The 18,663-nt window shown below is 71.6% G+C and carries 13 protein-coding genes; 7 read left to right on the plus strand and 6 right to left on the minus strand.

The features are described 5' to 3' along the window. Nucleotides 1-73: 73 nt before the first annotated feature. Nucleotides 74-3,628 carry a DNA polymerase III subunit alpha gene (dnaE, locus tag CG747_RS09180; RefSeq protein ID WP_100601150.1) on the minus strand — a complete coding sequence of 1,185 codons (3,555 nt, stop codon included), beginning with the start codon at nt 3,626-3,628 and terminating at the stop codon, nt 74-76. A 264-nt stretch (nt 3,629-3,892) separates the two neighbouring features. On the opposite strand from dnaE, the gene CG747_RS09185 reads away from it, so the two are divergent. The 5 genes from CG747_RS09185 (at nt 3,893) to CG747_RS09205 (ending at nt 8,694) form a co-directional block, all read left to right on the plus strand. Next, nucleotides 3,893-5,212 carry a DUF2252 family protein gene (locus tag CG747_RS09185; RefSeq protein WP_100601151.1) on the plus strand — a complete coding sequence of 440 codons (1,320 nt, stop codon included), beginning with the start codon at nt 3,893-3,895 and terminating at the stop codon, nt 5,210-5,212. 60 nt (nt 5,213-5,272) lie between these two features. Continuing rightward, nucleotides 5,273-5,929 carry a hypothetical protein gene (locus CG747_RS09190; RefSeq protein WP_100601152.1) on the plus strand — a complete coding sequence of 219 codons (657 nt, stop codon included), beginning with the start codon at nt 5,273-5,275 and terminating at the stop codon, nt 5,927-5,929. A 104-nt stretch (nt 5,930-6,033) separates the two neighbouring features. Then, a complete protein-coding gene (locus tag CG747_RS09195) occupies nt 6,034-6,882 on the plus strand; it encodes a thioredoxin domain-containing protein (RefSeq protein WP_100601153.1) in 849 nt (282 codons plus the stop codon). Nucleotides 6,883-7,084: 202 nt separating this feature from the next. Next, a complete protein-coding gene (locus CG747_RS09200; protein WP_100601154.1) occupies nt 7,085-7,717 on the plus strand; it encodes a hypothetical protein in 633 nt (210 codons plus the stop codon). A gap of 50 nt (nt 7,718-7,767) precedes the next feature. Next, entirely contained in the window at nt 7,768-8,694 is a 927-nt protein-coding gene (locus tag CG747_RS09205) for a thioredoxin domain-containing protein (protein ID WP_100601155.1), read from the plus strand. A gap of 81 nt (nt 8,695-8,775) precedes the next feature. On the opposite strand, the gene CG747_RS09210 is transcribed toward CG747_RS09205, so the two are convergent. Continuing rightward, a complete protein-coding gene (locus tag CG747_RS09210; protein WP_100601156.1) occupies nt 8,776-9,393 on the minus strand; it encodes a dienelactone hydrolase family protein in 618 nt (205 codons plus the stop codon). Between the two features lie 102 nt (nt 9,394-9,495). On the opposite strand from CG747_RS09210, the gene CG747_RS09215 reads away from it, so the two are divergent. After that, entirely contained in the window at nt 9,496-10,599 is a 1,104-nt protein-coding gene (locus tag CG747_RS09215) for a mechanosensitive ion channel family protein (protein WP_257980305.1), read from the plus strand. Nucleotides 10,600-10,639: 40 nt separating this feature from the next. Here the strand turns inward: CG747_RS09215 and CG747_RS09220 are convergent, their stop codons facing one another. The 4 genes from CG747_RS09220 to CG747_RS09235 all read right to left on the minus strand — a co-directional run bounded on the left by CG747_RS09220 (nt 10,640) and on the right by CG747_RS09235 (nt 14,897). After that, nucleotides 10,640-12,232: a Na+/H+ antiporter gene (locus tag CG747_RS09220; protein WP_100601158.1), complete on the minus strand. Its 1,593-nt coding sequence runs from the start codon at nt 12,230-12,232 to the stop codon at nt 10,640-10,642. A 139-nt stretch (nt 12,233-12,371) separates the two neighbouring features. Then, nucleotides 12,372-13,313 carry an RluA family pseudouridine synthase gene (locus CG747_RS09225; RefSeq protein WP_100601159.1) on the minus strand — a complete coding sequence of 314 codons (942 nt, stop codon included), beginning with the start codon at nt 13,311-13,313 and terminating at the stop codon, nt 12,372-12,374. Nucleotides 13,314-13,400: 87 nt separating this feature from the next. Further along, nucleotides 13,401-14,003, minus strand: coding sequence for a signal peptidase II (lspA, locus tag CG747_RS09230; RefSeq protein ID WP_100601160.1), 603 nt, complete (start codon nt 14,001-14,003; stop codon nt 13,401-13,403). 132 nt (nt 14,004-14,135) lie between these two features. Then, the gene (locus CG747_RS09235) at nt 14,136-14,897 is read right to left on the minus strand and encodes a TraR/DksA C4-type zinc finger protein (RefSeq protein WP_100601161.1); all 762 of its coding nucleotides are present in this window, start codon (nt 14,895-14,897) and stop codon (nt 14,136-14,138) included. A 601-nt stretch (nt 14,898-15,498) separates the two neighbouring features. Here CG747_RS09235 and ileS point away from each other — a divergent pair. Then, nucleotides 15,499-18,642, plus strand: coding sequence for an isoleucine--tRNA ligase (ileS, locus tag CG747_RS09240; RefSeq protein WP_100601162.1), 3,144 nt, complete (start codon nt 15,499-15,501; stop codon nt 18,640-18,642). Nucleotides 18,643-18,663 lie beyond the last annotated feature (21 nt).

The raw sequence follows: 18,663 nt of genomic DNA on the forward strand, positions 1-18,663 counted from the left end.
CGCGCCCGCATCGTGCGGGCGCGCCCCTCGTGGCATCCGGGGCCGGGGCGGCGGCGACGCCCCGGCCGGCGGCTCAGCCGGCCAGGCAGGACGGGCCGAGCAGCACCTTCAGATCGCCGAACAACGACGGGTCGGCGGTGACCCGGTGGCGGTCCAGGCGGAGCACCGTGGTCTTCCGCACGCCCTGGAGCCTGATCCGGACCTCGGTCGAACCGCGGTGGCTGCCGAGCACCTCACCGAGCTTCTCGACCATCGGCGGGGTGACCTTCACGGCCGGAATCGTGATCGTCACCGGGGCGTTGGCGCCGGCCTCGGAGAGGTCGGGGACCATCATCTCCATGGCGACCAGCCGCGGCACGTCCTCCCGCTTGTCGAGCCGGCCCTTGACGAACACCACGGTGTCCTCGACGAGTTGGGTGGACACCAACTGGTAGGTCGCCGGGAAGAACATGCAGTCGATGGAGCCGGCCAGGTCCTCGACGGTGGCGATCGCCCAGGCGTTGCCCTGCTTGGTCATCTTGCGCTGGAGGCCGGAGATGATGCCGCCGATGGTGACGATCGAACCGTCGGAGTAGTCACCGCCGGTCAGCTGGGCGATGGCGGCGTCCGCCTTGTCGCTCAGCACGTGCTCCAGCCCGAAGAGCGGGTGGTCGGAGACGTAGAGACCGAGCATCTCGCGCTCCTGGGCGAGCAGATAGGTCTTGTCCCACTCCTCCTCGGAGAACTCCACGTCCAGCCCGAAGCCGGGGCCGTCGTCGGCGGTGTCGTCGCCCATCCCGCCGAAGAGGTCGAACTGGCCCTCCGCCTCCTTGCGCTTGACCTGGACGACGTTGTCGATCATCGGCTCGTAGTGCGCGGTCAGGCCCTTGCGGGTGTGGCCCATCTCGTCGAAGGCGCCGGCCTTGATCAGCGATTCGGTGGTGCGCTTGTTGCAGACCACCGCGTCGACCTTGTCGAGGTAGTCCGGGAAGGAGGAGTACTTCCCCTTCGCCTTGCGGCAGCGGATGATCGAATCGACGACGTTCTGCCCGACGTTGCGCACCGCGGTGAGGCCGAAGAGGATGACGTCGTCGCCCTGGGCGGCGAAGTTGGCCTCGGACTCGTTGACGTTGGGCGGGAGCACCTTGATGCCCATCCGCCGGCACTCGTTGAGGTAGACCGCGGACTTGTCCTTGTCGTCGCGCACGGACGTCAGCAGCGCGGACATGTACTCGGCCGGGTAGTTGGCCTTGAGGTAGGCGGTCCAGTAGGTGACCAGGCCGTACGCGGAGGAGTGCGCCTTGTTGAAGGCGTAGCCGGCGAACGGGACCAGGACGTCCCACAGGGCCTGGATCGCCGAGTCGCTGAACCCCTTCTTCTTGGCGCCCTCCTGGAAGATGGTGAAGTTCTTCGCCAGCTCCTCCGGCTTCTTCTTGCCCATCACGCGGCGCAGGATGTCGGCCTCGCCGAGGGAGTACCCGGCGATGATCTGGGCGGCCTTCTGCACCTGCTCCTGGTAGACGATCAGGCCGTAGGTCAGGCCCAGGGTCTCCTTGAGCGGATCCTCCAGCTCCGGGTGGATCGGGGTGATCTCCTGGCGGCCGTTCTTGCGCTCGGCGTAGTTGATGTGCGAGTTCATGCCCATCGGGCCCGGCCGGTACAGGGCCGAAACGGCGGAAATGTCCTCGAAGTTGTCGGGCTGCATCTGGCGCAGCAGCGACCGCATCGGTCCGCCGTCGAACTGGAACACACCGAGCGTGTCACCGCGGCAGAGCAGTTCGTACGTCTTGGGGTCGTCGAGCGGGACCGACAGGAGCTCCAGTTTGACGCCCTTGTTGGACTCCACCATCTTCACGGCGTCGTCCATGATCGTCAGGTTCCTGAGGCCCAGGAAGTCCATCTTGATCAGGCCGAGGTTCTCGCACTGCGGGTAGTCCCACTGCGTGATGGTCACGCCGTCGGTGTGCCGCACCCAGATCGGGGCGTGGTCGACGATGGGCTCGCTGGACATGATGACGCCGGCGGCGTGCACGCCCATCTGCCGGACCAGGCCCTCGACGCCCTTGGCGGTGTCGATGACCTTCTTGACGTCCGGCTCGTTCTCGTACATCCCCCGGATCTCGCCGGCTTCGTTGTAGCGCGGGTGCGAGGGGTTGGTGATGCCGTCGAGGTCGATGCCCTTGCCGAGGACGTCCGCGGGCATCGCCTTGGTGAGGCGGTCGCCCATCGCGTACGGGTAGCCGAGAACGCGGGCGGAGTCCTTGATGGCGTTCTTGGCCTTGATCTTGCCGTACGTGCCGATCATGGCGACCTTGTCGGCGCCGTACTTCTCGGTCACGTACCTGATCACTTCGACGCGCCTGCGCTCGTCGAAGTCGATGTCGACGTCGGGCATGGAGACGCGCTCGGGGTTGAGGAACCGCTCGAAGATCAGCCCGTGCTCGATCGGGTCGAGGTCGGTGATGCCCATGGCGTACGCGACGATCGAACCGGCCGCGGAGCCTCGGCCGGGGCCCACCGCGATGCCGTTGTTCTTCGCCCACATGATGAAGTCGGCGACGACGAGGAAGTAGCCCGGGAACCCCATCTGGATGATGACGTCCATCTCGTACTCGGCCTGCTTCTGCCGGTCCTCGGGCACACCGCCGGGGAAGCGGCGGAGCATGCCGCGGCGCACTTCCTCCTTGAACCACGTGGTGTTGGTGTAGCCCTCTTCCGGGATGTCGAACTTCGGCATGAGGTCGCGCTTCTCGAACATGCCGGTGGTGTCGATCTGCTCGGCCACCAGAAGGGTGTTGCGGCAGCCCTCCTGCCAGGCGTCCGAGGAGTCGACGGCGTACATCTCGTCGGTGGACTTGAGGTAGTAGCCCGTCCCGTCGAACCGGAAGCGGTCCGGGTCGGAGAGGTTCTTGCCGGTCTGGATGCAGAGCAGGGCGTCGTGCGCGGTCGCCTCGTGGGCGTACGTGTAGTGCGAGTCGTTCGTCACCAGCGGCGGGATGCCGAGCTTCTTGCCGATCTCCAACAGGCCGTCGCGGACCCGGCGCTCGATCTCGATGCCGTGGTCCATCAGCTCCAGGAAGTAGCGGTCCTTGCCGAAGATGTCCTGGTACTCGGAGGCCGCCTTGAGCGCCTCGTCGAACTGGCCGAGGCGCAGCCGGGTCTGCAGCTCACCGGAGGGGCAGCCGGTGGAGGCGATCAGGCCCTCGCTCCACTGGGAGATCGTCTCCTTGTCCATCCGCGGCCACTTCTGCAGCCAGCCCTCGGCGTACGCGTCCGAGGAGAGCTTGAAGAGGTTGTGCAGGCCCGTCTTGTTCGCCGCCCAGATCGTCTTGTGGGTGTAACCACCGGAACCGGAGACGTCGTCGCGCTTCTGGTGCGGCTGGCCCCACTGGATCTTGCGCTTGTTGCGCCGCGACTCCGGCGCGACGTACGCCTCGATGCCGATGATCGGGGTGACCCCGGCCTTCTTCGCGGAGTGGAAGAAGTCGTAGGCGCCGTGGAGGTTGCCGTGGTCGGACATGGCGATGTGCGTCATCCCCATGTCGTTGCACGCCTTGAACATGTCGGAGAGCCGCGCCGCTCCGTCCAGCAGTGAGTACTGGGTGTGGACGTGCAGGTGCGTGAAGGGGGGCCTGGACGAGGGGGCCACGGCGCTGAACCTCCGGGAGCGGCAGTTGTCAGGATGGGCGGGCGGGGCGGACGGGAAGCGCCCGTGAGGACGAGCGGAAGGGGTCGCGAGGGATGGGTGGGACGGTCTTGAAGTCTACGACCCGGAGCTGACAGCGAAGGCCCCGTCGAGGGGATCCGCGGCGCCCCGGCGGGACGGCGGGGCGTCCGGGCACTCACCGGCCTCCCCACCCGTTGTCCGGCTGATCTCCGATCCGCTTTCCGGCACCCCAGGAGGCAGCCAGCGATGCCGATCTCCCACGCCCCGGCGCGCGACAGCGCGTGGCACGGCCAGGACACCGCCCGGCGCGAGGGGCAGCTCCTCGCCGCCCTCGACACCGCCTCCGGCCCGGCCCTGCGCCGGATGGCCGGCTCCCCCGCCGCGTTCTTCGCAGGCGGGGCGGCCCTGTTCCACCACGACCTGGCGGCGGCCGGCGCGGGCGCGCCCGGCGCCCCGTATCTGGACGAGCGCACCGGCCGGGTGTGGATCCACGGCGATCTGCACGCCGGGAACTTCGGCACGTACCTCGACGCCACCGGCCGGCTGGTGTTCGGCGTCACCGGTTCCGGTGAGGCGTACGTCGGCCCGTTCACCTGGGACCTGAAGCGGTGCGCGGCCTCGGTGGCGCTGCTGGGCCATGCCCGGGGGCTGAGCGATGCCCGGATCACCGAACTGGTGCGGGCCTTCGCCGCGGCCTACCGGGAGCACGTCCATGCGCTGGCCTCCGGAGCGGACGCGATCCCGCCGGCCACCCTGGACACCGCCGACGGCCCGCTGCTCGCCGTGCTGCGCGCGGCCCGCGGCCGGACCCGGGCCGGGCTGCTGGCGCCGCTGACCGAGGTGTGCGACGGCGAGCGGCGCTTCACCGGCGGGCGCGGCACCGTCGAGCTGGACGCGGCGGCCCGCTACACGGTCCTGGCGGCGTTCGACGGCTATCTGGAGACGCTGCCGGAGACCGGCCCGGCCCGCCCGGAGGCGTACCGGGTCAAGGACGTGGTGGGCCGGCCCGGCGCCACCCCGGCCGACCCGGCCTCCTACGACCTGCTGCTGGAGGGCGGCAGCGACGTCCTGGAGAGCGACGTGGTGCTCACCATGCGGCAGGTGCCGGCCCCGGCGCTCGCCCGGCACCGCCCGGTTCCGGAGGTCGCCGAGCACGTCCGGCACGAGGGGCACCGGGCGGCGCTGGCCCGGCGCGCCCTCCAGGCGCACGCCGATCCGTGGCTGGGCTGGACGGCGCTGAACGGCGCGGGTCTCCTGGTCGGCGAGGTGTCGCCGTACGCGGTCGGGCTGGACTGGTCCGCCCTCGACGCCCCGGAGGAGATCGCCGCGGCCGTCGCGGGGCTGGGCCGGGTCACCGCCGCGGCACACGCCGCGGGGGACGGCAAGGACCGGCACCCGCTGGTCCCGTTCCGGCCCGAGCGGGCCGTCGACGCGGCGATCGCGGCCGACGAGGACGGCTTCGGGCCGCTGCTGGCGGACGCCGCGCTCGCCGCGGCGTCCCGCGCCCGCGCCGACCACCGGATCTTCGTGGAACTCCTCCGGGACGACCGGTTCCCGGGCCGGTAGGACGGCCCCCGCACTCCTCTTAGTGCCGCTTTAGCGCGTCCCATGGCACACTCGCAGACGATGGACATCTCGGTGGCACACCTGCGGGCACTGCGCGCGGCATTCTTCGCGACGCTGTGCGTGACGCTGTCGTCCGCGTCCCACGTGCTGCTCTCCCGTATGCCGCTGCCGCCGGTCACGGTCGTCGCGACCGGTGCCGCGGTGTTCGCGCTCGCCTACGCGCTGGCCGGCCGCGAGCGCGGCTACTGGCGGATCGCCGGGCTGCTGCTCCCCCTGGAGCTCGCCGCCGACGCGGTCTTCAGCCTCGGCCAGCACACCTGCTACGGCCCGGACGGGACCCCGGCCCCACCCGTGCACTCACTGGGCACGATGCTGCTCTGCGGCGGCGGTCCGGTCGGCGGCCCGCTGGCCCAGCTGACCCACGAGGGCGACGCCCCGGCCCAGGTCTGGCTGCTGCTGCTCGCCGCGCACCTGGCGGTCGGGCTGCTGGCGGCCGGCTGGCTGCGCCGCGGCGAGGCCGCGCTGGTGCGGCTGCTGGGCGCGGTGGCCGGCTTCGCGTTCCGTCCGCTGCTGATCGCGGCCGCGGTCCTGGGCGGCACCGCCGCACCGCGCCGCCCGGTGCCCGCCCCCGTACGGAACGGGCCGACCGTCCGCTCCGCCCCCCTGCTCGTGCACTCCGTGGTGCGCCGCGGGCCGCCGTGCGCGCTCGCCGCCTGAGGTCCCTTCCCGGCCCGGCGGCCGGCGTGCGCCCGTACGGCGCGCATGCCCCAGGCAGCACGCACCCCGTCCCCCTGGACCACGGAACCCACGGAGCAACAGTCATGAGCAACCGCAACAGTCAGGCCAACAAGCAGGCAGCCCGCGACCGGCTGCGCGCCGAGCGCGAGCGGCAGGCCAAGAAGGACCGCACCCGCCGCCAGTTGATCGTCGCCGGCTCGGTGGTCGCGGTGCTGGCGGTGGCCGGCGGCATCGGCCTGACGGTCGCCAACTCGGGCGGCGGCAGCGGCGCCGGCGGTTCGGGCGCCGACGTCTGGGCGAAGGCCGCCAAGGCCAAGCCGGTCCCGCCCGCCCACACCAGCGGCCCCAACGGCACCACCATCGTCGTCGGCAAGTCCGACGCCAAGAACTCCCTCGAACTCTTCGAGGACCCGCGCTGCCCCGGCTGCGCCGCCTTCGAGCAGACCGTCGGCGCGACGGTCGAGAAGGACATCAGCGACGGCAAGTACAAGGCGACGTACCACATCGGCACCTTCCTGGACGGCAACCTCCAGGGCACCGGCTCCAAGAACGCGCTCAGCGCGCTGGGCGCCGCCCTGAACGTCTCCCCGGACGCCTTCCTGAAGTACAAGTTCGCGCTGTACTCCAAGGAGTTCCACCCGGAGGAGACCGGCCCGGACAAGTTCGCCGACGACAACTACCTGATCAAGGTGGCCGACACCATCCCGGCGCTGAAGGGCAACGCCGCCTTCCAGAAGTCGGTCAAGGACGGCACGTACGACGCCTGGGCGATGGCGATGTCCAAGGAGTTCGACTCGCACAAGGACGTCCGCAGCACCCCGACCATCAAGATGAACGGCACGGTCCTCGGCACCCAGACCGCCCAGGGCCCGGTCGCGCCGTCCACGCTCGCGGACTTCACCGCCCAGGTGGACAAGAACCTCAAGAAGTGACCCCCGGGTACTGACGCCGGGGCGCACCCCCGGCGGCGGCATCGGACGGCGTGCCTCCCGCACGCCGTCCGATGCCAAATCTTGACCCGGATTCCCGTCGTGCTCATGGCAGACTCCGGCCATGCAGGGGAGGGGAGTCCGCCCGGCGGCCCGGCCCGGGGCCTCGCCCGGAGAGCGGCCGGTGGTGCGGGGGTTACCTCCCGTGCCGTCAGGGCCACGCGGCCGGGCGGCGCTGTTCACCGCGGTGTGCGTCACCCTGTCCGCCACCTGCCACGTCCTGCTCTCCCGCAATCCGCTGCCGCCCGCGGCGCTCGCCGCGGTGTGCGCCGGGATCTTCGCCGCGGCCTACGGGCACACAGGCCGGGAGGACGGCTACGGACGGACCGCCGCACTGCTGGTCCCCCTGGAGCTGGCCGCCGACACCGTCTTCACCACCGGCCAGTACGCCTGCTACGGCCCGCTGCGCGCGGTCGGGGTCGACCTGCTGTGCCGGGGCGCCGCGGGCGGCACCGGCCCGGCGGGTCCGACCGCCCCCCGCCCCGGCCTGCCCGCGGTACCGCCGGCCGCCGCCTGGCCGCTGCTCGCCGCACACCTCGCCGTCGGCCTGCTCGCCGCCGGCTGGCTGCACCGCGGGCAGGAAGCGCTCGGCACCCTGCTGCGGGCGGCCGGCGCGGGTGCCGCCCGGCCGCTGCGGACCGCGGCCGCCGTGGTCCGCGCCGCCGTCGCGCGCCGTCACCACCGCCGCGCACCGCGCCCCTCGGCGCCGCCCCGGCCGCTCCCTCTCCGCCGGCACTACGTGCGCCGTCGCGGCCCTCCGTTCCCGGCCGCCGTCTGACACCCGCACCGCCCTCAGCCAGCGCAGCACCGAAGGATCGGACACCCCCCATGAGCAACCGGAACACCCAGGAGAACAAGCAGGCCGCCCGTGAGCGGATCCGCGCCCAGCGCGACAAGGAGAAGAAGAAGGAGCGGCTGCGCCGCCAACTCGTCGTGGCGGTCTCGGTCGTCGGTGTCCTGGCGGTCGCCGGCGGCATCGGCTTCGCCGTGCTGAAGGCGAACGAGCCGACCGGCTGGGAGGCCGCCAAGGAGGCCAAGCTGGTCACCCCGGCGCACACCCAGGGCAAGAACGGCACCGAGATCCTGATCGGCGACAAGAGCGCCAAGGACACCCTGGAGGTCTTCGAGGACGTCCGCTGCCCGGCGTGCGCGGCGTTCGAGCAGAGCACCGGCGAGGAACTGCTCAAGGACATCCACGACGGCCGGTTCAAGGTCCGCTTCACCCTGTACTCGTTCATCGACGACATGTCGGGCGGCGAGGGCTCCAAGAACGCCCTGAGCGCGCTGGGCGCGGCGCTGAACATCAGCCCCGAGGCGTTCCTGAAGTACAAGTCGGCGCTGTACTCGACCACGTACCACCCCGACGAGCGCGAGGACCTCTACGCCAAGGACGCCGAGCTGCTGAAGGTGGCCGCCGACGTGCCGGAGCTGAAGGGCAACAAGGCGTTCGAGAAGCAGGTCAAGGACGGCACCTACGACCGCTGGGCGATGGAGATGAGCGCGCTGTTCGGCCGCAAGGGCGTACGCGGCACCCCGACCTTCATGCACGGCGACAAGAAGCTCACGATTGCGGAGATACCGCAGCAGCAGATGACGCAGCAGCAGTACAACCAGCTCGCGCGGGCCAACTTCGGCAAGATGATCGACAAGGAGTTCGGCCCGGCGAAGGGCGGGGGCGCCGGCAAGGACAGCGGCAAGGACGGCGGCGGCCAGGGCATCGCCAAGGGCGAGAAGGACCCGACCGGCGGCAACTGACCGCCGCGGCCCGCCCGTTGAACAGGCCCGGGGCGGGCGTTCCCGGTCCTACGGGAACGCCCGCCCCGGCCCGGCCGCGGTTCAGTCCCGCGCGGGCAGGTCCACCAGGAACCCCAGCGCCACCTTCCAGGCCCGCTCCGCCGCCTCCGCGTCGTAGTCCGGCAGGTCGGGGTCGGTGAAGAGGTGGCCGGCACCGGCGTAGCGGAACACCTCGACGTCCGCGCCGGCCCGGCGCATCCGCAGGTACCAGGCGTTCAGCCAGTCGTGCGGCTCGAACGGGTCGGGGTCGGCGACGTGCAGCTGCACCGGCAGGTCGTCGGCACTGGCGCCGTCGGCGATGTCGGAGGTGCCGTGCATCAGCAGCAGTCCGCGGGCCTTCTCGTCGCCGAGGGCGAGGTTCTGCGCGACCGCGCCGCCGAAGGAGAACCCGGCGTAGACCAGTCCGCGGTCGGAGTACGGGGCGGCCGCCGCGACCGCGCGCCGGAGCAGCTCCTCCTTGCCGATCTCGTCCTTGATCACGATGCCGTCGGCGACCGAGTCCGCGGTCCGCCCGCCGAACAGGTCCGGGACGATCACCTCGTGTCCCGCGGCCCGCAGCCGGTCCGCGTCGGCGTGCACGGCGGGACGCAGCCCGCACACCGAATGGAACAGCAGGATGGTGGAGGAACCGCTGGTCGCGGGCTCGGCGGAGGCGGGCACAGACATCACTTCCCTGGGGTTGGATCGCTCTCCCCCCATCGTGCCAGCTACCGTCGTCGGGTCCGGCAGGAGCACACCGCACCGAGGAGGAGTCCCGTGTCCCTGGAGGCCGTGCTGCGCCCGATCGTCGTCATCGGGGGCTCGATCGTGGTCACGCTCGTACTGGTCTGGTCGATCGACCGGACCCTGCAGCGGATCGACAACCGGCACCCGGAGACCCCGCTGTGGGGCCTGCTGCGGCGCTGCCGCATACCGCTCCGGCTGATGCTCGCCGCGGCCCTGTTGCTGGGGTCGTACGGCCAGACCCGGATCCCCGTCGTGGTGCAGCACGCGGCGGGCATCGGCCAGGCCCTGACGCTGGTGCTGATAGCCGCCACCGCCTGGCTGCTGGTGCGGGCCGCGGCGGCGATCGTGGAGTCGTCGTACACGCACTATGCGGCGGGCGCCCGGGACGCGGCGCGGGTGCGGCGGGTGCGGACCCAGGTGACGCTGATCCAGCGGGTGGTCACCGCGGTGGTGATCGTGGTCGCGGCGGCCTCGATGCTGCTGACGTTCCCGCAGATGCGGGCGGTGGGCACGTCCGTGCTGGCGTCGGCCGGACTGCTGGGCATCGTCGCCGGCATCGCCGCCCAGTCCACCCTGGGCAACCTCTTCGCCGGGCTCCAGATCGCCTTCGGCGACATGGTGCGCATCGGGGACACCGTCGTCGTGGACGGCCAGTGGGGCACGGTCGAGGAGATCACCCTGACGTTCCTGAGCGTGCGGACCTGGGACGAGCGCCGGATCACCATGCCGGTGTCGTACTTCACCAGCAAGCCGTTCGAGAACTGGTCGCGCGGCGGCGCCCAGATGACCGGCGCGGTCTTCTTCCACCTGGATCACTCCGCCCCGGTGGAGAAGATGCGGCAGCACCTGCACGAACTGCTGCAGGAGTGCCCGGAGTGGGACGGCCGGTCCTGGAGCCTGGTGGTCACCGACACCACCCCGTCCACCATCGTGGTCCGCGCCCTGGCCACCGCCCGGGACGCGGACGCCGTGTGGACGGTGCGCTGCCAGGTCCGCGAGCGGATGATCGAGTGGCTGCGGACCGAGCACGCCTACGCGCTGCCGCGGATCGCCACCGCGCCCGCCCCGGTCACCGAGGAGGCGCTGCGCACGGACCCGCCCGGCCCGGCGGGCGCCGCGGGCGGTGCCGGGGAGCGCTGACCGGCCGCCGTCCTGTACGCCCGGCCCCGGGCCACCGGTCCTACGGGGTGGCCCGCAGGCTGCGCACGTCCAGATGGCGCAGCACCCGGTCGACGATCTCCGGGTCGGCACCCGGTTCGCTGCGCGCCGCCAGCACCTCGTGCCGGGCGGCGGAGAGCATCTCGTTCTGGATCCGCTGGACCTTCTTCAGCCGGGAGATCCGCTTCTCGAACAGCTCGCGCCGCTCGTCGTCGACGATGTCCGGCGCGATCCGGGCCCCGATGTCGTAGGCCCGGCGGGCCAGTTGGTCGGCGACCTCGTCGGGCACCTCCTCGACCTCCAGGACCTCCTTGAGGCGCCGCTTGGACGCCTTGATCACCCGCAGCGCCAACTCCCGCTCCAGCGCGTCCGCGACGTCGGTGTCGGCCCGCACCCGCAGCTTGCGCACCAGCCACGGCAGCGTCAGCCCCTGGATGATCAGGGTGGAGAGGACCACCGCGAAGGCGATGAAGAGGATCTCGTCGCGGGCCGGGAAGGGCCCGCCGTCCACCCCGAACGGGATGGCCAGCGCCAGCGCCACCGAGGCCACCCCGCGCATCCCCGACCACCACATGATGACCGTCTCGCGCCAGCTCATCGGGATGTCCTCGTCGTAGTCCCGGCGCTTGTGCATCCGCTTGGCGAGCCAGGCGGCGGGCAGCAGCCACAGCAGGCGCACCGCGACGACGACCGCGACCACCGCGGCGCCGGCGCCGAGCATCTCGCCCCAGCGGCCGGACGCGGCGCCGATGATGTTGTGCAGCTCCAGGCCGATCAGCCCGAAGGCGACGCCGGTGACGAGGGTGTCGACCACTTCCCAGAAGGTGTAGCCGGCCAGCCGGCCCATCACGTCGTCCGCGTCGACCGCGTACTCGGCCAGGAACAGCCCGCAGGTCAGCACCGCGAGCACGCCCGAGCCCTTGAACTCCTCGGCCAGGACGTAGGACACGAACGGCACCAGCAGCGTCAGCCCGATCTGCAGCGTCGGGTCGCCCAGCCGCCCCATCAGCTGGTTCGTGACCCACCCGAGCACCAGGCCGACCGCTATGGCGACGACGGCGGAGAGCACCAGCGAGCCCACCGCGCCGGGCACCGAGAAGGAGCCGCTGATCACCGCGGCCAGCGCGACGTGGTAGAGCACGATCGCGGTGACGTCGTTGAACAGCCCCTCGCCCTCCAGGATGGAGACCAGGCGGCGGGGCAGGCCCAGCTTGCCCGCCACCGCGGTGGCGGCGACCGGGTCGGGCGGGGCGACCAGCGCGCCCAGCACCACCGCGGCGGCCACCGGCATCCCGGGCACCACCGCCTGGGCGACCGCCGCGACCGCCGCCGTGGTGGCGAACACCAGCAGCACGGCGAGCAGGAAGATCGGCCGGATGTTGGCGGTGAACTGCCGCCAGGAGGTGCGCTGGACCGCCGCGTAGAGCAGCGGCGGCAGCACGATCGGCAGGATGTACTCCGGCGGTACCTGGACGTTGGGCACGAACGGCAGCAGCGCCAGCACCGCACCGGCGAGCGTCATCAGCACCGGCGAGGGCAGGCCCAACCGGTCGCCGAGCGGAACCATCACCACCGCTCCGAGGAGCAGGACGAACAGCAGGGCCAACTGATCCACGGCGATTACGCTCCGGGACGGTCGATTTCGATCACTTTCCGCCCCAAGCCTGCCATGAAGTGATCAGATGCCCGCTTTTGCCGACTGAGTTGTCTGGCAGTTGTTTGGCAGTTGTTCGCTGCTGTTCCCGCAGGCGACGTCAGTAGCTCTCTTCCCGGACGGTGTCCAGCGCGTGCTGGAGGTCCGCCGGGTACGCGCTCTCGAACTCGACCCAGCGCCCGTCCGAGGGGTGCTCGAAGCCCAGCCGCACCGCGTGCAGCCACTGCCGGGCGACACCCAGCCGCTTGGCGAGGGTGGGGTCCGCCCCGTAGGTCAGATCGCCGACGCAGGGGTGCCGGTGCGCGGACATGTGCACCCGGATCTGGTGCGTCCGCCCGGTCTCCAGCTTGATGTCCAGCAGGCTCGCGGCCCGGAACGCCTCGATCAGGTCGTAGTGGGTGACCGACGGCTTGCCGTCGGCGGTGACCGCCCACTTGTAGTCGTGGTTCGGGTGCCGCCCGATGGGGGCGTCGATGGTGCCGCTCATCGGGTCCGGGTGGCCCTGCACCAGCGCGTGGTAGCGCTTGTCCGGCACCCGCTCCTTGAACTGCCGCTTCAGCGAGGTGTACGCCCGCTCCGACTTGGCGACCACCATCAGGCCGGAGGTGCCGACGTCGAGGCGGTGCACGATGCCCTGCCGCTCGGCCGCCCCGGACGTGGAGATCCGGTAGCCGGCCGCGGCCAGACCGCCGATGACCGTGGTGCCGCTCCAGCCGGGGCTGGGGTGCGCGGCGACCCCCACGGGCTTGCCGATCACCACGATGTCCTCGTCGTCGTGCACGATCTCCATGCCCTCGACGGGCTCGGCGACGATCTCCACCGGCGCGGCGGCGGCCGGCATCTCGACCTCCAGCCAGGCGCCCCCGCTGACGCGCTCGGACTTCATCACCTCCGAGCCGTCGACCCGGACCTTGCCGGCCGAGGCGAGCTCGGCCGCCTTCGTCCGGGAGAAGCCGAACATGCGGGCCAGCGCGGCGTCCACGCGCTCGCCTTCCAGGCCGTCCGGTACGGGCAGGGTGCGGATCTCGGGAAGCGTGCTCACCCCACGAGTATGGCAGTCCCGCGGTACTGCCCCGCCCGGCGGCGGGCGCCGGCCCCCCGGACCGGCACTCGGCCCGGGTCCGGGCCGTCAGTCCTTGTGGACCGTGCCGTCGGGGTCCAGGCCCCGGAAGGACAGCAGCACGATCAGCACGCCGCCGCAGACGATCGCGGAGTCGGCGAGGTTGAAGACCGCGAAGTGCGCGGGGGCGATGAAGTCCACCACCGCGCCCTGGAAGACGCCCGGCGAGCGGAAGATCCGGTCGGTGAGGTTGCCGAACGCACCCCCCAGCAGCAGGCCCAGCGCGATCGCCCAGGGCAGGCTGTAGAGCTTGCGGGCGATCCGGGCGATCACCACGATCACCACCGCGGCGATGATGGTCAGGAAGACCGTCAGCGCCTCACCGAACCCGAAGGCGGCCCCGCGGTTGCGGATGACGCTGAACTGCAGCAGCGTCCCGATGACCTCGATCGGCGCGTGGTGCTCCAGCTTGGCGACCACCGCGAGCTTGCTGCCCAGATCGAGCAGGTAGACGACCGCGGCCACCAGCAGCAGCGCGGCGATCCGCCGCTTCCCGCGTGCGGTGGGCCGCTCACCCTCCGCCGGCCGTCCCCCTTCGGATCCCGCCACGGGATCCGACCCGGAACCCGGCTCGGATTCCGGCGTACCGGTGATGCGTTCCGCCTCTGCCACGTGTGCGTCCCTCAGCCCGTCGAGTCATCCGGCCAGGCCCAGCCCGGCTGACCACGAGAGTACGGCACATGCCCGCGGCAGCGGGCCGGACAGGTACCGCCCCGCGACACACCGCCACGGGCACCGACCGGGTCAGCGCCGCTCCTGCTTCTGCTTGCACTCCACACACAGCGTCGCCCGCGGGAACGCCTGCATCCGCGCCTTGCCGATCGGCTTGCCGCAGTTCTCACACAGGCCGTACGTACCGGCGTCCAGCCGGCCGAGGGCGCGCTCGGTCTGGTGCAGCATCTCGCGGGCGTTGGAGGCCAGCGCCAGCTCGTGCTCGCGGGTGATGTTCTTGGTGCCGGTGTCGGCCTCGTCGTCGCCCGCACCGTCCCCCGAGTCCCGCATCAGCCCGGCGATGGCGTCCTCGGCGGACACGATCTCGGTCCGCAGCCGGCCCGCCTCCGCCATCAGGTCGGACCGCGCCTCGGCGACCTCCTCCGGCGTCCAGGGGTCCTCACCGGGCCGTACCGCCAGCTCGCCGGGGGTCGCGGCCGCGCGGGTCGAGGGCACCGCCGAGTCCGTACCGTGCTGGGCCGTCGCGGCCGCCGTCTTCTTCGCCACCACCGTCTTGGCTCCCGTCTTCTCCGCCTCCGCCTTCCCGGCGGTCGTACTGCCGGCCGCCGCCTTCTTGGCGGGCGTCTTCTTCGGAGCCGCCTTCTTGGCCGCGGCCTTGGCGGGCGCCGCCTTCTTGGCCGGCGTCTTCTTCGCGGCCGCCCTCTTGGGGGCGGCCTTCTTCGGGGCCGCCGGATGCCCGGCCGCCTCCTCGTGGGCGGACTGCCGAGCGACGTCCTGGTCAGCGGCCCCGGTGGACGTCGTGGTCTTCTCCGCGGCGGTCTTCTTCGCCACCATGGCCGCGACCCCTTCACATATGTGATCTTGTTCGCGAATCGTGACGGGAACGATAAAACGCCGCGCGGCACGCGGCAACGGGACGCACCGCCCGGCCACCCCCGCCGCCGGGGCCGTACGTCCGGTCTGCCTCGGTTGTGCCCCGCTACGGGCGCGGTAATCCGCCCGGAATGACCAGGTCTGCCGGTGTCGCCATTCGGGTCACCCGCCGGCCGGCGGCCGGCGGCCCCGCCCCCCGGTCCCGTCGCCCCGGAGCCGGCGCCCGGAATCCGGTCGGCCGGCGTCGGCGCGGCCCTTTACACTGGGCGCAGCGAAAGGCATTGATGGGACGAGTAGCGTCATACGCAGCCTGCAGCGACCCGGGGACGGTGCGAGCCCGGGGGCGTGCATGACGTGAAGATCAGCCCGGAGTCGCCGGAAGAAAGCTCTGGACAGTGGGCTCCGCCCACGGACCGCGGGTCCACGGGGCGAGTAGAACCGGCAGCGCGATCCCAATGAGGGGACGGTGCGGCCAGCGCCGTCAAGGAGGGTGGTACCGCGGGAGCCAGTGCTCTCGTCCCTCCGGTCGGAGTACGCACCCAGGTGTCCGCCGGAGGAACCGATGAGTCCCACACCCCAGTACCGCCCGGTACCAGCCCAGGTAGACCTGCCCGCCCTCGAACACGCGGTGCTCGACTTCTGGCAGGAGCGGAAGGTCTTCGCCCGCACCCTCCAGCAGTCCGAGGGCCGCCCCGAGTGGGTCTTCTACGAGGGCCCCCCGACGGCCAACGGCATGCCCGGCGCCCACCACATCGAGGCCCGCGTCTTCAAGGACGTCTTCCCCCGGTTCCGCACGATGCAGGGCTACCACGTCGACCGCAAGGCCGGCTGGGACTGCCACGGCCTCCCGGTCGAGCTGGCCGTGGAGAAGGAGCTGGGCTTCAACGGCAAGAAGGACATCGAGGCGTACGGCATCGCCGAGTTCAACGCCAAGTGCCGCGAGTCGGTGACCCGGCACACCGACGCCTTCGCCGAGCTGACCACGCGGATGGGCTACTGGACCGACCTGGACGCCCCGTACCGCACCATGGACCCCGACTACATCGAGTCGGTCTGGTGGTCGCTGAAGGAGATCTTCTCCAAGGGCCTGCTGGTCCAGGACCACCGCGTCGCCCCCTGGTGCCCGCGCTGCGGCACCGGCCTGTCGGACCACGAGCTGGCCCAGGGCTACGAGACGGTCGTGGACCCCTCGGTCTTCGTCCGCCTCCCGCTGACCTCCGGCCCGCTGGCCGGCCGGGCCGCCCTGCTGATCTGGACGACCACCCCCTGGACCCTGGTCTCCAACACCGCGGTCGCCGCCCACCCCGACGTCACCTACGTCGTCGCCACCGACGGCACCGAGCAGCTGGTCGTCGCCGAACCGCTGCTGGAGAAGGCGCTGGGCGAGGGCTGGACGGCCACCGGCGAGTCCTTCACCGGCCGCGAGATGGAGCGCTGGGCCTACGAGCGCCCCTTCCAGCTCGTCGACCTCGACGGCGCCCACTTCGTCGTCAACGCCGAGTACGTCACCACCGACGACGGCACCGGCCTCGTCCACCAGGCCCCCGCCTTCGGTGAGGACGACCTCAAGACCTGCCGCGCGTACGGCCTGCCGGTGGTCAACCCGGTCCGCCCGGACGGCACCTTCGAGGAGCAGCTGCCGCTCGTCGGCGGCCAGTTCTTCAAGAAGGCCGACGAGGCGCTGGTCGCCGACCTCGACGCCCGCGGCCTGCTCTTCCGCCACGTCGCCTACGAGCACAGCTACCCGCACTGCTGGCGCTGCCACACCGCGCTGCTCTACTACGCCCAGCCGTCCTGGTACATCCGCACCACCGCGGTCAAGGACGCCCTGCTGCGGGAGAACGAGAACACCAACTGGTTCCCCGAGTCGGTCAAGCACGGCCGGTTCGGCGACTGGCTGAACAACAACATCGACTGGGCGCTGTCCCGCAACCGCTACTGGGGCACCCCGCTGCCCATCTGGCGCTGCGAGGAGGGCCACCTCACCTGCGTCGGCTCGCTCACCGAGCTGTCCGAGCTGACCGGCACCGACCAGTCCGGCCTGGACCCGCACCGCCCGTTCATCGACGAGATCACCTTCGGCTGCACCCACGAGGGCTGCGCGCTGACCGCCACCCGCGTCCCCGAGGTGATCGACGCCTGGTACGACTCGGGCTCGATGCCGTTCGCGCAGTGGGGCTACCCGTACCGCAACAAGGAGCTCTTCGAGAAGCGGTACCCGGCGCAGTTCATCTCCGAGGCCATCGACCAGACCCGCGGCTGGTTCTACACGCTGATGGCCGTCGGCACGCTCGTCTTCGACAAGTCGTCGTACGAGAACGTGGTCTGCCTCGGCCACATCCTCGCCGAGGACGGCCGGAAGATGTCCAAGCACCTGGGCAACATCCTCCAGCCGATCCCGCTCATGGACCAGCACGGCGCCGACGCGGTCCGCTGGTTCATGGCCGCCGGCGGCTCGCCGTGGTCGGCCCGCCGGGTCGGTCACAACACCATCCAGGAAGTCGTCCGCAAGACGCTGCTGACGTACTGGAACACCGTCGCCTTCCAGGCGCTGTACGCCCGCACCACCAACTGGGCGCCGTCCGCGGCCGATCCGGCCCCCGCCGACCGCCCGCTGCTGGACCGCTGGCTGCTCGGCGAGCTCAACACCCTGGTCGAGGGGGTCAGCGACGCCCTGGAGGGCTTCGACACCCAGCGCGCCGGCAAGCTGCTCTCCGCCTTCGTCGACGACCTCTCCAACTGGTACGTCCGCCGCTCCCGCCGCCGCTTCTGGCAGGGCGACCCGGCCGCGCTGCGCACCCTCCACGAGGTCATCGAGACGGTGACGCGCCTGATGGCCCCGCTCACCCCGTTCATCACCGAGCGGGTCTGGCAGGACCTGGTCGTCCCGGTCACCCCGGACGCCCCGGACTCCGTCCACCTCTCCACCTGGCCGGTCGCCGACCGCGAGCTGACCGACCCGGCGCTCTCCGTGCAGATGCAGCTGGTGCGCCGGCTGGTCGAGCTGGGCCGCGCCACCCGCGCCGAGTCCGGTGTGAAGACCCGCCAGCCGCTGTCCCGCGCGCTGGTCGGCGCCCACGGCTTCGCGGACCTCTCCGAGGACCTGCGCGCCCAGATCGCCGAGGAGCTGAACGTCAGCTCGCTGGCCTCGCTCTCCGAGGTGGGCGGCTCCCTGGTCGACACCACCGCCAAGGCCAACTTCCGCGCCCTGGGCAAGCGGTTCGGCAAGGGCGTCCAGGCGGTCGCCAAGGCCGTCGCCGCCGCGGACGCCGCCGCCCTCTCGCTCGCGCTGCGCGACGGCACGGCGAGCGTCGAGGTCGACGGCGAGACCGTCAGCCTCACCCCGGAAGAGGTCATCATCACCGAAACCCCGCGCGAGGGCTGGTCGGTGGCCTCCGACGCGGGCGCGACGGTCGCCCTCGACCTGGAGATCACTCCGGAGCTGCGCCGCGCCGGCCTGGCCCGCGACGCGATCCGGCTGATCCAGGAGGCCCGCAAGAACAGCGGTCTGGACGTCGCCGACCGGATCGCGCTGCGCTGGGCGGCCGCCGACGACGAGCTGCGGACGGCACTGACCGACCACGCCGCGCTGATCTCCGACGAGGTGCTGGCCACCGACTTCGCCGCTGGCGAGCCGGACGGGTCCTACGGCCCGGCCTTCACCGACGAGGCGCTGTCCCTGACCTTCCACCTCCGCAAGGCGTAACGGAGCACGGAAGCACGGCAA

This window comes from Streptomyces sp. CB02959 (assembly GCF_002803155.1).
Taxonomy (GTDB): Bacteria; Actinomycetota; Actinomycetes; order Streptomycetales; family Streptomycetaceae; genus Streptomyces.

What these genes read in the sequence shown, in the direction of transcription:
- CG747_RS09185 (WP_100601151.1), top strand. Translation starts at nt 3,893, where the DNA reads ATGCCGATCTCCCACGCCCCGGCGCGCGACAGCGCGTGGCACGGCCAG.
- CG747_RS09190 (WP_100601152.1), top strand. Translation starts at nt 5,273, where the DNA reads ATGGACATCTCGGTGGCACACCTGCGGGCACTGCGCGCGGCATTCTTC.
- CG747_RS09195 (WP_100601153.1), top strand. Translation starts at nt 6,034, where the DNA reads ATGAGCAACCGCAACAGTCAGGCCAACAAGCAGGCAGCCCGCGACCGG.
- CG747_RS09205 (WP_100601155.1), top strand. Translation starts at nt 7,768, where the DNA reads ATGAGCAACCGGAACACCCAGGAGAACAAGCAGGCCGCCCGTGAGCGG.
- CG747_RS09235 (WP_100601161.1), bottom strand. Translation starts at nt 14,897, where the DNA reads ATGGTGGCGAAGAAGACCGCCGCGGAGAAGACCACGACGTCCACCGGG.
- ileS (WP_100601162.1), top strand. Translation starts at nt 15,499, where the DNA reads ATGAGTCCCACACCCCAGTACCGCCCGGTACCAGCCCAGGTAGACCTG.